General features: G+C 67.5%; 16 protein-coding genes. 6 read left to right on the top strand and 10 right to left on the bottom strand.

Annotated elements, in window-relative coordinates; all coding sequences use genetic code 11:
- Positions 1 to 17: 17 nt before the first annotated feature.
- Entirely contained in the window at positions 18 to 896 is an 879-nt protein-coding gene (locus tag L810_RS21010) for an alpha/beta hydrolase (RefSeq protein ID WP_059552768.1), read from the top strand.
- A 68-nt stretch (positions 897 to 964) separates the two neighbouring features.
- Positions 965 to 1,318 carry an aldo/keto reductase gene (locus L810_RS21005; protein ID WP_021160305.1) on the top strand — a complete coding sequence of 118 codons (354 nt, stop codon included), beginning with the start codon at positions 965 to 967 and terminating at the stop codon, positions 1,316 to 1,318.
- Between the two features lie 47 nt (positions 1,319 to 1,365).
- Here the strand turns inward: L810_RS21005 and L810_RS21000 are convergent, their stop codons facing one another.
- Complete coding sequence (locus tag L810_RS21000) at positions 1,366 to 1,599, bottom strand: hypothetical protein (RefSeq protein WP_021160304.1); 234 nt, start codon at positions 1,597 to 1,599, stop codon at positions 1,366 to 1,368.
- A 207-nt stretch (positions 1,600 to 1,806) separates the two neighbouring features.
- Positions 1,807 to 2,706: a hypothetical protein gene (locus L810_RS20995; RefSeq protein ID WP_021160303.1), complete on the bottom strand. Its 900-nt coding sequence runs from the start codon at positions 2,704 to 2,706 to the stop codon at positions 1,807 to 1,809.
- Positions 2,707 to 2,784: 78 nt separating this feature from the next.
- Here L810_RS20995 and L810_RS20990 point away from each other — a divergent pair, with 78 nt between their 5' ends.
- From L810_RS20990 to L810_RS20985, 3 genes are all read left to right on the top strand, one after another.
- Positions 2,785 to 3,123: a helix-turn-helix domain-containing protein gene (locus L810_RS20990; protein WP_021160302.1), complete on the top strand. Its 339-nt coding sequence runs from the start codon at positions 2,785 to 2,787 to the stop codon at positions 3,121 to 3,123.
- A 24-nt stretch (positions 3,124 to 3,147) separates the two neighbouring features.
- Positions 3,148 to 3,660 carry a hypothetical protein gene (locus L810_RS47420; RefSeq protein ID WP_155836330.1) on the top strand — a complete coding sequence of 171 codons (513 nt, stop codon included), beginning with the start codon at positions 3,148 to 3,150 and terminating at the stop codon, positions 3,658 to 3,660.
- 521 nt (positions 3,661 to 4,181) lie between these two features.
- Positions 4,182 to 6,110 (top strand): S53 family peptidase, encoded by a 1,929-nt coding sequence (locus L810_RS20985; protein WP_042975582.1) that lies wholly within the window; start codon positions 4,182 to 4,184, stop codon positions 6,108 to 6,110.
- On the opposite strand, the gene L810_RS20980 is transcribed toward L810_RS20985, so the two are convergent.
- From L810_RS20980 to L810_RS20945, 8 genes are all read right to left on the bottom strand, one after another.
- Positions 6,088 to 6,372, bottom strand: a complete 285-nt coding sequence (locus tag L810_RS20980) for a hypothetical protein (RefSeq protein WP_021160300.1) — start codon at positions 6,370 to 6,372, stop codon at positions 6,088 to 6,090. The genes L810_RS20985 and L810_RS20980 overlap by 23 nt on opposite strands.
- A gap of 59 nt (positions 6,373 to 6,431) precedes the next feature.
- Positions 6,432 to 7,049 (bottom strand): energy transducer TonB, encoded by a 618-nt coding sequence (locus tag L810_RS44070; RefSeq protein ID WP_021160299.1) that lies wholly within the window; start codon positions 7,047 to 7,049, stop codon positions 6,432 to 6,434.
- 324 nt (positions 7,050 to 7,373) lie between these two features.
- Entirely contained in the window at positions 7,374 to 8,513 is a 1,140-nt protein-coding gene (gene pqqE, locus L810_RS20970; protein ID WP_021160297.1) for a pyrroloquinoline quinone biosynthesis protein PqqE, read from the bottom strand.
- Position 8,514: 1 nt separating this feature from the next.
- Positions 8,515 to 8,796 (bottom strand): pyrroloquinoline quinone biosynthesis peptide chaperone PqqD, encoded by a 282-nt coding sequence (pqqD, locus tag L810_RS20965; protein WP_021160296.1) that lies wholly within the window; start codon positions 8,794 to 8,796, stop codon positions 8,515 to 8,517.
- Complete coding sequence (gene pqqC / locus L810_RS20960) at positions 8,793 to 9,512, bottom strand: pyrroloquinoline-quinone synthase PqqC (protein ID WP_021160295.1); 720 nt, start codon at positions 9,510 to 9,512, stop codon at positions 8,793 to 8,795. The genes pqqD and pqqC overlap by 4 nt, the downstream gene beginning before the upstream one ends.
- A gap of 2 nt (positions 9,513 to 9,514) precedes the next feature.
- The gene (gene pqqB, locus L810_RS20955; protein ID WP_021160294.1) at positions 9,515 to 10,438 is read right to left on the bottom strand and encodes a pyrroloquinoline quinone biosynthesis protein PqqB; all 924 of its coding nucleotides are present in this window, start codon (positions 10,436 to 10,438) and stop codon (positions 9,515 to 9,517) included.
- 61 nt (positions 10,439 to 10,499) lie between these two features.
- Positions 10,500 to 10,574, bottom strand: a complete 75-nt coding sequence (gene pqqA / locus L810_RS20950) for a pyrroloquinoline quinone precursor peptide PqqA (protein WP_006485436.1) — start codon at positions 10,572 to 10,574, stop codon at positions 10,500 to 10,502.
- Between the two features lie 312 nt (positions 10,575 to 10,886).
- A complete protein-coding gene (locus L810_RS20945; protein WP_021160291.1) occupies positions 10,887 to 12,905 on the bottom strand; it encodes a sigma-54-dependent Fis family transcriptional regulator in 2,019 nt (672 codons plus the stop codon).
- 317 nt (positions 12,906 to 13,222) lie between these two features.
- On the opposite strand from L810_RS20945, the gene L810_RS20940 reads away from it, so the two are divergent.
- Positions 13,223 to 14,106: alpha/beta fold hydrolase (locus L810_RS20940; RefSeq protein ID WP_042975578.1), on the top strand; the 884-nt coding region annotated here is incomplete at its 3' end.

Below are 14,106 nucleotides of genomic sequence, written 5' to 3'. Positions count from 1 at the left end.
GACACATGCAACGATCGATGCACCTGGCACGTACCTTCTGGCTGCTTCTGCTGCTGGCCGTCACGAGCCCTGCCTTCGCGTTTCATGCGCGGGTCGTCGCGATCCCGAGCGCTGCGATGAGCGAGACACTGAAGGCGACGATCGTGCTGCCCGACGATTACGCGCGCGACAACCGCGGCAACGAACGCTATCCGGTCGTCTATCTGCTGCACGGCTCGGGCGGCGACCATACCGACTGGACGTCGAACACGCACATCGCCGCGCTCGCCGACCGCTATCACGTGATCCTCGTGATGCCCGACGGCGGCCACGAAAGCTGGTATATCGACAGCCCGTTCGATTCGGGCAGCCGCTACGAAACCTTCATCGGCGATGAAGTCGTGTCCTACGTCGACCTGCATTTCCGTACGATCGCGACGCAGCACGCGCGCGCGATCACCGGGCTCAGCATGGGCGGCTTCGGCGCACTGCGCATCGCACTCGACCGGCCCGACACGTTCGGCGCGGTCGGCAGCATCAGCGGCGCGGTCGATCCGCGCTGCTGCGCGGACGAGCCGGGCATCGACCACGTGTTCGGCGATCCCGAACGCCATTCGTCATTCTGGAACCGCAACGTGATCGTCGAAAGCGCGCGCGCGTTCGTGCGCGCCCATCTCGACCTGGCGATCGATTGCGGCCGCGACGATTCATTCGTCGGCTCGAACCGCACGCTGCACGAACGCCTGCTCGCGCTCGGCGTGCCGCACGACTATACGGAGCGGCCCGGCGGTCATACGTGGGATTACTGGGCGAATGCGATCCGCTACCAGATGCGGTTCTTCGCGACCTCGTTCCAGCATCGCGGTTACGCGTACCATCCCGCACCGGCTGTGCCGGAGATGACGCGCGCGGGCTGACGCGTACGCCGCGCGGCCCGCTGAACCCGGTGGTACGTTGCACTGGCATCGACCACCCGACACCTCCCATGCCGCGCGACAACCTGGCGGACCTCCCCGCCTTCATCGCCGTCGCGCGCGAGCGCAGTTTCACGCGAGCGGCCGGGCGCTGTGCGACATCGGTGGCGTTCGCGCTCGCATGGGTCATGAAGAACCGCATCGTCGGCTCGACGATCGCAGGGCTGCGCACCGATGCGCATCGGGACAGCGACATCGCTATGCTGACGCCCGAACCCGGCCCGGACGACGAACGGTTCGTCGATCGTGCCGCCGGGGCACGCATCGACGCACGGGTATACCGATCCCGGCTATCCGGCCGAAGGCCGCAAGGTCTGAAATCTGAACGGGACGAACGAGATGCCGGACTGCCCTGCCCGGCATGAAGAGGCGCGCGCGTCACTCGACGCGCGGATACATGGAAGCGGCGGAATCAGCTGTCGTGCGCAGTCGTATCGGCGCCGACCACGCGATCGAAGAACTCCTGCGCACGCGCCAGCTCGGCGAGCGCGCGATCGAGGCGCGACATCGCGCGCGCGTATTCGGCCGACGAACCGTCGTCGTCGCTTTCGCCGCGCACGGCGCGAAAGGCCTGATCGACGTTGCGCGTTGCTTCGACGAAGCGTTGCGCGGCCCGGGCTTCCCGCGAACAGATGTGGGTCGACATCGACACTTCTCCCTCAGGGTTGCAGTGTGAAGCACGCCGACGCCCCGTGTGCGTGGTGCGCATGTCGGCAGCGTGAACCACGACCCGTCGATCGTCGACGCATCGGCCGCCGCGCAGCGCGCTTCGAGCCGATTGTCCCTCCGCACTCGCCGCTCCGCTATGGCGAGATTGCAACAAATTCTTGCGCGACGTGCCGCGCGTGATTCGTCACGCGCGCCCGACGCGCGGATGTGCAAGGCCCGCGAACGCGGCCGCTTCGCCCGGCGACAGGTCGAACAGGTCGCCCGTGAGATCGCGCGGATGCTCGGCCGCCGGCCGGTTGCGCAAGCGCGCCACGTGCGTGGGCGCCACATACGCGGCCGCCGTTTCGATCGGCGGCACGTCGAACAGATCGCGTGTGACGCCGCGCACGGCGTCCGTCGGCGAACGGCCGCGCAAGCGCGCGACGAGTTCGACGAAGCGATCGAAATCACCGGCGCGCGTCGCCTTGTTCACTTCCGCGAGATCGCGCGCCTTCAGCACGCACGGCTGGGCGAGCCGCACGAAATACGGTGCCTCGAGTTCGACCGACAGCGCGAGCGGATAGCTCTTGCCCGTCTGTTCCTTCGCTCGCCCGACGCAATCGACCACGGCCGCGCCCTGTGCGGCGCCGAGCGCCTTGCCGGTGCTCACGCTGCGCAGGTGATCGGGAAACACGCGCAATTGCGTGCCGACCGTCAGCGCGGTGGAGGACGCGCAGACGAGCGCGTAGTGCTGTTCGCGGCGCCGGCCCGACGGCAAGGTCGAGCGGCTCGCGATGAAGGTATGCGGCGGCAACGGCCGCACCTGCCCGCTCGCGTCGATCCACGCATTCCACAACAGCGCGTCCTTGCGCTCGCCCGCGCGCGGGCGCGACGCGACCGGCGAGAACAGCGCGAGCAGCGAACCCGTGCGATGCGCGGCGATCTGCGCGCTGTTGCCGAGCGGCTGGTTGATGCCCCACAGAAAACGCCCGCCCCCGAGCCGGCGCTCCCATTCCTTGCGGAGCACGACGGTCGGCAGTTCCTCGCCGGACTCGGTACCGATCTTGGTCCAGCAGAACGTGGGTGGGAGGTGTTTCAGTGTCATCAACTTTCTCGGGATACAGCCTCGCTGGTGACAGCAAGCCCATTCAACAGCCGTAACTGTATAGGTATAATGCATCGCATGGAAGCCCCGGACCAAGATTTTCCCGTACAAGACCTGTTGCGCCGCCTGCTGGCAGATACACGCTCGTCCAGCGAAATAGCGCGACTCTCCGGGGTCAGCCAGCCGACCGTATCGCGCCTGAGGCTGTCGAACGGGCATCGGCTGCGCCGCAGCGCGCCATTCAATAAGCTATGCAATTTCTACGGCGTCGATACCGAGCCATCGCGCCGCCAATACAACGACCTGTTGCGCGACGCGATCGTCGACGCGTGGGACGGATCGGACGAGCACGGCCGCGCGCTGCTGGTCGTGATCCAGGGGTTGAAGGGATTGCAGGCCAAGGCGGACGATGGATGATCGCCGGGCCGTGATGCGCGGCACATGGCGCGCGACCCGCGCGCCGCCGCTGCGGAAAGCAGGAAAGCCGGCAAGAAGGAAAAGAAGATGCCGTGCAACACCAGGCGTGCGATCCGCCTGGTTTCAATCGAAGGGAATCGAGCGCTGCGCCGAACGCGCGCGCTCTCGCCACACGCCAACAAGGAAATCTCGAGATCCGGCTTCGGAACGCCGCCGCGAAATGACAACGGACAACGGACAGCTGACAGCGGCCGCACCGGTTCTCGGCAACGCCTGCGCTTCGCCTGCATTGCGTCAATGCCTCATTCGTCAAGGATGACGAACGACTTACATCATCGTTTCCCGTTTATAAAAAACACCCTGAGAAGCGATTATCTAAACTTTTTAAACCTAATCAAAAAAAGTTTGACTCGTCGTTTTCTTTCTTGTTATCTTTCCCCGCAAGAAATCTCGCCGGGAAATCGAATCCGCATCAGGGAATCAACGGCCCGACAATCCACTTCCGTTTTTATTACGTTTCAAACGACAAGTAGCTGATTCGTAAGCCGCAGCACCCGCTCGCAACACACAGCTCCCGCTTCACCGGTCATCCCGTTCCGCTTCTGGCGGAAGAGGACGATGTCGACATCTCTCCCGGCTGACCGGGACATTCGATCTCGCCCGCAGCACCTCACACGAAACACGCACACCACGTCGTCGCTCGACAATGCATTGCCCGCTTATACGGATTTTATACATTGGATTCCTAATTAAGTGATAACGCAGTGAAGCATCCGCAACAGCAGATTGAAGGGAAACAGATGGCCGGCACGCGCGCCGTTGCTGCGACGCGAGCCGGCACGACAGCAGGCCGTGCGCGGGATCGACGTTCGCGATATGTGAATCCGACACCCGGGCCGGCCTCCGATCTTGATGGTGGGAGGGGGAGGAAAACTCATGTCGCCGTGAATCACGCCGGTCGGTCCGGTCTTGCGTCAGGTTGCATGCGCCGCCCTGCCGCTACCCGCGATCCGGGTCGCGCGCTGCACCGGTTCTTCGTCGAAATCTCGGAGCTCACAATGCAGAGAACTCAGCACGTCAATCGCACACGCTCGCAACGCTTTGCCCTCGCCGCACTGCCGCTCGCGCTAGCCGCCACGCTGGCACCGCTGCCCGCCCAGGCCGCCACCAGCTGGGTGCCGACCCGCACCGCCGCTTTCCTGCTGTCGAATGCGCCCGCCGCGGCTGCTTCGGCCGCCACGCAGGCCCAGCCTGCGTACTCGCTCAACAGCATCGGCACGCCGGCGCTCACCGACACGCACGTCACCCCGCTCGAACTGAGCCAGCCGCTGCACGTCACCGTGGTGCTGAAGAACCGCAACACCGACCAGCTCGACGCGTTCCTGCGCGACGTCAACCAGCCGGGCAGCGCGAACTACCGCAAGTACCTGACGCCCGCGCAGTTCAAGGCGCGCTTCGCGCCGACCGACGACCAGGTCGCGGCCGTCGTGGCCCACCTGAAGGCAAACGGCTTCAGCAACGTCACGGTGTCGGAGAACAACACGCTGGTCTCCGCCGACGGCAACGCGACCAACGCACAAAACGGCTTCCACGCGAGCATCAAGCGCTTCAACTATCGCGGCAAGCCGGTCTTCGCGAACGATTCGGCCGCGTTGATCCCGGCGTCGCTCGGCCCGGTCGTCGATGCGGTGCTCGGCCTGCAGAACGCCGCGGTGCCGCACCGCCTGCTCCACCGCTTCGCGCCGGCCGCCGCCATCGAGCCGAACAGGATCGCGAAGAACGCGGCCGCCGCGTCGCAACAAGTCGGCCACCAGCCGACCGATTTCGCGAAGATCTACGATGCGAGCGGCCTGCCCGCCGCGACCAACACCACGGTAGGCATCATCACCTGGGGCGACATGACCCAGACCATCGCCGACCTGAACACCTTCACGCAGAATGCCGGCCTGCCGACCGTCAACATGGCCGTGGTCGCGGGCGGATCGGGCACGCTGGCCGACGACGGCGATCCGGGCGAATGGGATCTCGACAGCCAGGACATCATCGGCACGTCCGGCGGCGTCAAGCAGCTGATCTTCTACTCGGCGGTGAACGGCGACAGCAACGACAGCGGCCTCACCGACGCGACGCTGACCGCGGCGTACAACAAGGCCGTGACCGACAACAAGGCGACCGTCATCAACGTGTCGCTCGGCCTCGACGAAACCGCCGCGAACTCGGACGGCTCGCTCGCCGCCGACGACGCGGTGTTCAAGCAGGCCGTCGCGCAGGGCCAGATCTTCTCGGTCTCGGCCGGCGACGCGGGCGTCTATCAATGGTCGACGTCGCCGCAAGGCGCGCCCGGCTACATCGGCACGTACAACGGCACGTCGGTCAGGACGACGATCAACCTGTCCAAGTACAGCGTGTCGTCGCCCGCGAGTTCGCCGTATGTCGTCGCGGTCGGCGGCACGACGCTCTCGACCACCGGCACCACGACGTGGGCCGGCGAAACCGTGTGGAACGAAGGCGTCGCGTACGCGGATCTCGACAGCAACGGCAACCCGGTCGACAACGCCGTGCGGATCTGGGCGACGGGCGGCGGCGTGAGCGCGTTCGAAACCGCGCCGAGCTGGCAGACGGCCGCGCTCGGCAGCACGGTGACGAAACGCGTGGTGCCCGACGTGGCGTTCGACGCCGCGCAATCGACGGGCGCGTACATCGTCATCAACGGGCAGGCCAACCAGCTCGTCGGCGGCACGAGCCTCGCATCGCCGATCTTCGTCGGCGGCTGGGCGCGGGTCGAATCGGCGAATAACAACAGCCTCGGCCTGCCGACGTCGGCGTTCTACCAGAACTTCCCGACCAATACGTCGCTGCTCCACGACGTGACCTCGGGCAACAACGGTTATAGCAGCCACGGCTATACCGCGAAGGCCGGCTGGGACGACGATACGGGCTTCGGCAGCCTGGACTTCGCGAAGGTCAGCGCGAGTTCGGCGAAGTAAGCCCCCGGCACGACGCGGTGCGGCGAAGGTGCCGCATCGCATCGTCCATGCAACGCGACACCGCGTGAACGAGATCGACGAACGGACTGTCCTGCTCCCCGAGCGTGTGCATCGCGCCGGCCGCGCCGCCGGCGCCCCGAAAGCGCGCTTCCGCGCGCACCGCGCGGCAACGGATGCCGACGCGTTCGATCGCCTTGATGACGATCGCCGTCCACGATGCGATCGACATCGCGACGAGCAACAGCGCGACCGCGCGCATCATCGGGTCGCCCTGCGTCCATCCGTGCTCGATTCCATGGATTGTCGTGATGACGTGTCCTGTCAGTCGTCGAGGTTGAACGCGATCGGCGCGCGTGCCCGCGTCGGCACCGGCGCGCCGTCGAACACATGCGGCGCGCAGCGGCTCGCCAGTACGGCTTCACGCGCCGCCGCGTCGAGACGCGGATAACCGCTGCCGGTCACGACACGCGCGGCGACGATCTGCCCCGTCGCATCGGTCTCCAGCTCGACGAGCACGGTGCCGTGCTCACCCTGGCGCAGCGACTGCGGCGGGTAGTCGGGCTTGACCAGCGCGCAGTCGGGATGCGCGACGAAGCGCGGCGGCGCAGATACGGAAGACGATCGGGATTCGGGTTGAGTCGGGGTCAGTGTCGATGTCTGCGTCGGCATCCGTGCGGCCGCGTCGCCGCGCGACGTATCGCGTTGCGCCACGGCCGGCGGGGACGGATCTGGCCGTGCCGGAGCCGGCACGGGCGCATCATGCGCCGGCGGGCGGGTACGGCCGGACGCGACCTGCCGGTTCGTCCGCAACGCACTGCCCGCAGACGATCGGGGCGCAGACCTAGCCTCCTGCACCGCGCGCGACGCGGCAACCGGCTTCGCCTTCGCAGCCGCCATCGTCGACGCCTCCGGCATCGACGCGATCAGCGTCGCCACCATCACCTGCCGTTGCAGTGGTTCGCGTCGTACGATCTGCTGATGTGCGAGCAGTACGAACAGGGCGGCATGCAGAGCGCATACGACTGCGAAAACCGACGCGACGCAAATTCCGCGATGGCGTGCCCGATCGCCAGCGGCACCACGCACGCCGGTCGCCTGCCGCGCGCCTAAGGCAGCGGTGCTCATCGCCCCCGCCTTCCCGCGTTCACCCATCCTCGTACATGTGCGCCACATCGCCGACATGAAGAGGAGTGCATATCTATCGATCCGTCTTCCATCGCGTTGCCTTGCCTTGTTAGCCGCGCGGCCTTTGCCGTTGCCGTGTCAGCAGTCGCAGGCCGCTCCACATTGCGCGAGCGAATTCTCCTTGCTGCGAAACACCAGCGGTCGTTCGTCGCGCGGCGCGGGCCGCCGCGCGAATTGCACGGCCTGCTCGACCCGGCCGTGATGCGCGGACTTCTCGCACACCGGATCGGGCTGCGCCGGGTCGCCGGCCAACTGATACGCCTGGCACCGGCAGCCGCCGTGATCGACATGCCGCTCGTCGCACGTGCGGCACGGCTCGCGCATCCAGTCCTCGCCGCGATACGCGTTGAATGCGTCGCTGTCGTACCAGATTTCCTTCAGCGACCGGTCGCGCACGTTCGGCAGCGCGAGCCCCGGCAGCGACCGCGCCGCATGACACGGCAGCGCGGTGCCGTCCGGCGCGACGCCGAGAAACACCGAACCCCAGCCGTTCATGCACGCTTTCGGGCGACGCTCGAAATAGTCGGGCACGACGAACAGGATCTTGCAACGCTCGCCGATCAGCTTGCGATAGCGGTTGACCGTTTCCTCCGCCTCGCGCACCTGCTCGATGGTCGGCATCAGCTGGTCGCGGTTCACCATCGCCCAGCCGTAGTACTGCGTGTTCGCGAGCTCGAGGTAATCGGCGCCGAGGTCGAGCGCCATCTCGATGATCTGTCCGACGTGCGGCAGGTTGTAGCGATGCAGCACGCAGTTGAGCACCATCGGGTAGCCGTGCGCCTTGATCAGCCGCGCGACGCCGCGCTTCAGCTCGAACGTGCGCGTGCTCGTCAGGAAATCGTTCAGCTCGCGCGTCGAATCCTGCAGCGACAACTGGATATGGTCGAGCCCGGCCGCCTTGAGCCGCTCGATGCGCGTGACGTTCAGCCCGACGCCCGACGTGATCAGGTTCGTATAGAAGCCGAGCCCGCGCGCATGCGCGACGAGCGTCTCGAGGTCGTCGCGCTGCAGTGGCTCGCCGCCCGAGAAACCGATCTGCGCGGCGCCGAGCGCGCGCGCATCGCTGATGACCGTGCGCCACGCATCGGTGTCGAGTTCCGCGCCGTGCGTCGCGAAATCGACCGGGTTGTAGCAGAACGCGCAGTGCAGCGGGCATCGGTACGTCAGTTCCGCGAGCAGCCACAGCGGCGCGGACGGACGGGAAGTGTCGGGGGCCATGTCAGTCGAGCCAGCCGCGCAGTCGCGCATGATCGAGGAAACGGTACACGTCGGTCGCGAGGTCCGACTGGCTGAACAGGCGCTCGAGTTCGCCGATGATGTCGTCCAGCTCGCGCGTGCCGTCGCAACGCGCGAGGATCTCGCCGGCACTCGGGTTCAGTTTGACCATTCCTTCCGGATAGAGGAGCACGTATGCATCCTGGGCCGCCTCCCATTGCAGGCGGTACATGCCCCTGAGACAGGGGCGCAGCGGCACGCCGCTGGCAGCTTCGATCGCGTTCATAGCGGGTAGGCCTTTTCGACGGCGTCGAGCATCGACCACAGGATGTCGAGCTTGAATTGCAGGATGCCGAGCGCACGCTGCTGCGCATCCGGCGTCGTGAAGTGCTGCAGCGTGACCGCAAGCCCGTGCTCGACGTCGCGCTGCGCAAGCGGCACGCGGCTGCGGAAGTAATGCAGCCCGTCCGGCTCGATCCACGGGTAATGCGACGGCCAGCCCGCGAGCCGGTCGAGATGGATCTGCGGCGCGAACATCTCTGTCAGCGACGAGCACACGGCTTCCTGCCATGGCGCGCGCCGCGCGAAATTCACATACGCGTCCACCGCGAAACGCACGCCGGGCAGCACGTGTTCGAGCGACCACAGTTCGTCTCGCGTCAGACCGCATGCCTCGCCGAGGCGCACCCATGCCTCGATGCCGCCTTCGTTGTCGCCCTGCCCGTCGTGGTCGATCAGCCGCTGGATCCAGCGGCGCCGCGTGTCGCGGTCGGGGCAGTTCGACAGGATCGCCGCATCCTTGAGCGGGATGTTGATCTGGTAGTAGAAGCGGTTCGCGACCCAGCCGCGGATCTGCGTGGGCGAACAGGCACCGCTGTTGAGCCGGCGGTTGAACGGGTGATGGATGTGATAGCGCGATTCGAGCGCGCGCAGACGCGCCTCGAACTCGGGCGCGCTCCAGGGCGTCGGATGCAATGCCGTAGCGGGAATCGGTGCGTTCATGGTCAGACCTGGAATTGCATGCCGTCGTGCGCGACGTCGATGCCATGCGCGCGCAGGTGCGCGTGCTCGACGGAATGCGGATCGAGAATCGGATTCGTGTTGTTGATGTGCGTGAGCACCTTGCGCGTGCGCGCGGGCAGCGTGTCGAGCCAGTCGATCATGCCGGGCCGCCCGTGCTCCGCGCATTGCGCGAGATGCCCCATGTCGGCCGCGTGCTTGCCCGACAGGCCGAGGTCGATCATCTCGGTGCCGCTCCAGAACGTGCCGTCCACCAGCACGAGATCGGCGCCGTCCATCGCCGCGCGCACGTCGTCGGTGACGGCCGCGAGCCCCGGCGCATAAAACGCGCGCCGGCCGCTCGCGACATCCTCGATCGACAGCGCGATGTTGTCGCCGGGCGCGGCCGACGCACGCCGCGGCGAATAAGGCGGCGCCTTGCTGTCGACGGGAATCGCGGTGAAGCGGACCCCGCTCGCCGCCGGCACCGTGAATGGCTCGCCGAGCACGATCGTGTGCGCGGCGACGCCACAGTAATGGCCGAGCAGCGGCACGAGCGGCAAGCCGGTCGACAGGTCGTCGAGCACCGGCGCGCTCGCGTAGAGCGGCAGCGGCGTCGAACGCTCGCGCAACATCAGCAGGCCCGTCACGTGATCGATCTGCGCGTCGCACAGCACGACGGCGGCGATGCCGCTGTCGCGAATCGCGCGTGCCGGCTGCAGCTCCGGATCCGCGCGCAACTGGGAAAGGATGTCGGGCGACGCGTTGACGAGGACCCAGTCGATGCCGTCGTCGCTGACCGCGATCGACGACTGTGTGCGAGGCAGCACGTGCCCGCTTCCGCTGCGTGCGCGGCGACAGTTCGCGCAATTGCAGTTCCATTGCGGCAGGCCGCCGCCGGCTCCCGAGCCGAGTATCTTGATCTTCATGGGCGTCAGCTCCCGACGCCGCCCGCGCCGATCACGGCAAGACGGGCGGCACGCTCGGCGATCAGCGGTTGGCGATGTACATCGTGATTTCGAAGCCGAAACGCAGGTCGGTGTAAGACGGGGTGGTCCACTGCATGATGTGTCTCCTGATTGAGTTGATGAGTTGCGTCGGTGAGTCGTACAACCGCGGCAATCGAGCGGTCGGTTCCTATTCAGCAAGGAGCGTGCCGAGGCCGCAATTCGACGGCCCGACAGCGATACGCGGCGGTCGCCCGGGCATCGGGACGGAATCCTTACGATTTGCCTACGCGATTGGCACGAATGCGGTTCGGCGCCACGGCCGCACGATGCGCGTGGGCGGTGACAGGTGTTGAATCGTTGAACACCGGTGTTGCAACTTGACACACCGGCTGTGACAGGCCGCGCGGCCGCGAACCCGTGGCGCGCGTCAGCTTTCGTCGGACGGCTGGCGCTGCGGGTCGGCGGCCGGCATCTTCCGGTAGATCGTGTTGCGCGACACGCCGAGCGCGCGCGCCGCCGCGGACACGTTGCCGCCATGGCGCGCGAGCGCAGCCGCAATCGCGGACGCGGCGACATCCTGCAACCGCGCATCGCCTGCCGGGAGCGCGTCCGCGGGCCATGCCGCGGCGGACGGATCGTGCGCGGCCGGATCGGCCCGCGTATCGTCGCGGCGCAGGTCGTCGAAGAAATCGTCCGGCAGGTGCTCGCGCCGGATCTCGCCGTCGTCGTCGACCATCGCCGCCGCCGTGCGCAGCAGGTTGCCGAGCTGGCGGAAGTTGCCGGGCCACGCGCAGCGCACGAACAGCGCCATCACGTCCGGCGCGACGGACAGCGGCGGCCGGCCCGGGCCCGCGTAGGCTTCCCGTTGCAGCATCTTCTGCACGACCACCGCGAGATCCGTGCGGTCGCGCAGCGGCGGCAGGCGTACCACGAGGCCGTTCAGCCGGTAGTACAGATCCTCGCGAAAGCGGTTCTGCGCAATCATGTCGCGCAAGTCGCGGTGCGTCGCGCAGATGATCGCGATGTCCACGGCGATCGTCTTCGTCGATCCGAGCGGGTTGACGAGGCGCTCCTGCAGCACGCGAAGCAGCCGCACCTGGAGCGGATACGGCATGTCGCCGATCTCGTCGAGAAACAGCGTGCCGCCGTTGGCTTGCAGCAGCTTGCCGATCGAGCCCTTGCGGCGCGCGCCGGTGAAGGCGCCCTCTTCGTAGCCGAACAGCTCGGACTCGATCAGCGTCTCCGGAATCGACGCGCAGTTGACCGCGACGAACGGCGCATCGCGCCGCGGCGAGTCGTTGTGGATCGCCTGCGCGAGCAGTTCCTTGCCGGTACCGGTCTCGCCGGTGATCAGGATCGGGATGTCCTTGCCGATCACCTTGCGCACCTTCGCGATCACGCTTGCAACCTGCGGATCGCCGGTATCGAGGTAGTTGAGCCGCGACAGGCCGGCCGACGTGCCGGCCGCCGGCGCGGGCACGGCATTCGCGCGCGCGGCCGGCGCACCCGCATCGTGAACGTCCGTCGGCCGGCTGCCTTCGGCGAGCGTCGCGCGCCGGAAATGCACGCGCGCGCAAACCACCGCGCCGTTGCAGAGGTTCAGCATCAGGTGCCGGTCGGTGCTTGCGCGCATGCGGTCGATCAACTGCGCGCTCGTGACGTCGAACAGCGACGACAGCGTATGCGCGCGCAGCGCGGCGAGCGGCATGCCGAGCTGGAACTGCGCACTGCGATTGGCGGACAGGAAACGGCCGTCGGCGGTGAAGGCGACGATCCCCTCCATCAGCGTGCCGAGGAACTCGGGGCGGCCATGGAACGACACCTGCAACGTCTCCTGAAAGGTCGTCGTAAACAGGTGATTCTCGATCATCTGCACCGACATCTTCGCGAGCGCCATCGTGTGCTGGTGATAGCTGCGGTGATCGCCGGTCACGTCGAGCACGCCGATCGCGTCGCCGTACGGATCGAGGATCGGCACGCTCGAACAGGTGAGGAAGCGGTTCGCTGCGAGGAAGTGCTGGTCGCCGTGAACGACCATCGGGCACAGCTCGGCGAGCGCCGTACCGATCGCGTTGGTGCCCTGCCGGTCCTCCGCCCAGTTCGCGCCCGGGCGCAGCGCGACCTTCTCCGCGCGGCGCAGGAAATCGTCGTCGCCGATCGAATGCAGGATCAACCCCTGCGCATCGGTCAGCACGATCATGCTCTGCGTGTTGACGATCTGCTCGTGCAGCGTCTCCATCACCGGCATCGCATGCGCGCACAGCACGCGGCTCTGCTCGCGCTTGAGCACCAGCGCCGCGCTCGACAGCACGTCGTAGTCGGGGCGCGCCGACACCTGCAGGCCGAACGTCTCGGACCGCTCATGGGCTTTCTGGATCGACGGCGCGGGCCAGCCGGCGGGATGCGCGGCCCGCGTTCCGGCCGCCTGCTCTACGTCATCGCGCATTGTCTCCTCCGGGGATCTTCCGGTCAGTTGCCGGACTCTTTGCCGTCATTGCAAGCAAGCATCGGGCCACGCGAGCGGCACGGCTTCAGTCGAAAGCAGGATGTAAGACACGATCCGGTTCCGCCGGGCGTGTCGAGTTACCGCACGGGCCGGTCTTCGTGATACCGCGTCCGCCCGGCGCGTGACTACCCGTGCGAATCCCGATCTTTGCGGCTGGCGCGTTTCTGGCTTTGTCATGGATCAATTACAGTGGTCGCTTCGGCTCTATCGCGGCCGCATGACGATTGCCCCGATTCCCCCCGAACCGATTCGACACGATGCCTGCCCCGATTCGCCCCCTATCCCGATCCCGACCCGCGTCGCCGGCGTCACCGGCCGCGCTCGCCGCGCCCGTTCGCGGACGCTTGCACCGCGACGCGCAATCGATCGCGTTCTCCGTCGCCGGCGCGGCGCACGGCCATCCGGTCGTCGTGCTGCACGGCGGGCCCGGCAGCGGCAGCCAGGCCGGCATCCTGCGGCTGTTCGACCTGACGCGGGTGCGCGTCGTGCTCGTCGACCAGCGCGGCGCGGGCGCGTCGGCACCGCGCGGCGGCACACGCCACAACGACACCGCGCGGTTGATCGACGATCTCGAAGCGGTGCGCGCGCAGCTCGGCATCGCGCGCTGGGGCGTCGTCGGCGGCTCGTGGGGCGCGGCGCTCGCACTTGCATACGCGGGCACACATCCCGCACGGATCACCGGCGTCGTGCTGCGCGGGCTGTTCCTGACGTCGCGACGCGAAGTCCGCCGGTTGTTCACGACGTCGCGAACGCGCGCGCCCCGCGAATGGCGACGCCTGTACGCGGCGGCCGGCTGCAGCTGGCCGGATCGCCTGCTGTCGTGCTGCGCGCGCCGGCTGCAACCCGGCGCGGGCGCGGCCCGGCAGCGGGCGGTGGCGCTTGCTTGGCACGCGTACGAGAACGCCATCCTCGCATCGCCGAACCCGCGCCGCTCACCCGCGGATGCGATCCGCTCGCACAAGACCGTCGCCCGGCTGATCGACAAGTACCGGATCCAGGCGCATTACCTGCGGCGCGATTGCTGGCTCGGCGAGCGCCGCGTGCTCGCGCTCGCGCGCCGGGCGGCGCAGGCGGGCGTGCCGCTGTTCGCCGCGCACGGGATGCACGATCCCGTCTGCCCGGCCGCCAACGTCGCCCGCCT

Source organism: Burkholderia sp. AU4i (assembly GCF_000466765.1).
GTDB classification, from domain to species: domain Bacteria; phylum Pseudomonadota; class Gammaproteobacteria; order Burkholderiales; family Burkholderiaceae; genus Burkholderia; species Burkholderia cepacia.
Note: the sequence above shows the minus strand (reverse complement) of the source record. Positions and strands in the feature narration are given on the sequence as shown.

Coding starts and splice junctions, on each gene's coding strand:
- pqqE (WP_021160297.1), bottom strand. CDS start 8,513: ATGGCCCCCGACACTTCCCGTCCGTCCGCGCCGCTGTGGCTGCTCGCG.
- L810_RS20980 (WP_021160300.1), bottom strand. CDS start 6,372: ATGATGCGCGCGGTCGCGCTGTTGCTCGTCGCGATGTCGATCGCATCG.
- pqqB (WP_021160294.1), bottom strand. CDS start 10,438: ATGAAGATCAAGATACTCGGCTCGGGAGCCGGCGGCGGCCTGCCGCAA.
- pqqD (WP_021160296.1), bottom strand. CDS start 8,796: ATGAACGCGATCGAAGCTGCCAGCGGCGTGCCGCTGCGCCCCTGTCTC.
- pqqC (WP_021160295.1), bottom strand. CDS start 9,512: ATGAACGCACCGATTCCCGCTACGGCATTGCATCCGACGCCCTGGAGC.
- L810_RS47420 (WP_155836330.1), top strand. CDS start 3,148: ATGGCGCGCGACCCGCGCGCCGCCGCTGCGGAAAGCAGGAAAGCCGGC.
- L810_RS44070 (WP_021160299.1), bottom strand. CDS start 7,049: ATGGTGGCGACGCTGATCGCGTCGATGCCGGAGGCGTCGACGATGGCG.
- L810_RS21010 (WP_059552768.1), top strand. CDS start 18: ATGCACCTGGCACGTACCTTCTGGCTGCTTCTGCTGCTGGCCGTCACG.
- L810_RS20985 (WP_042975582.1), top strand. CDS start 4,182: ATGCAGAGAACTCAGCACGTCAATCGCACACGCTCGCAACGCTTTGCC.
- L810_RS21005 (WP_021160305.1), top strand. CDS start 965: ATGCCGCGCGACAACCTGGCGGACCTCCCCGCCTTCATCGCCGTCGCG.
- L810_RS21000 (WP_021160304.1), bottom strand. CDS start 1,599: ATGTCGACCCACATCTGTTCGCGGGAAGCCCGGGCCGCGCAACGCTTC.
- L810_RS20995 (WP_021160303.1), bottom strand. CDS start 2,706: ATGACACTGAAACACCTCCCACCCACGTTCTGCTGGACCAAGATCGGT.
- L810_RS20945 (WP_021160291.1), bottom strand. CDS start 12,905: ATGCGCGATGACGTAGAGCAGGCGGCCGGAACGCGGGCCGCGCATCCC.
- L810_RS20990 (WP_021160302.1), top strand. CDS start 2,785: ATGGAAGCCCCGGACCAAGATTTTCCCGTACAAGACCTGTTGCGCCGC.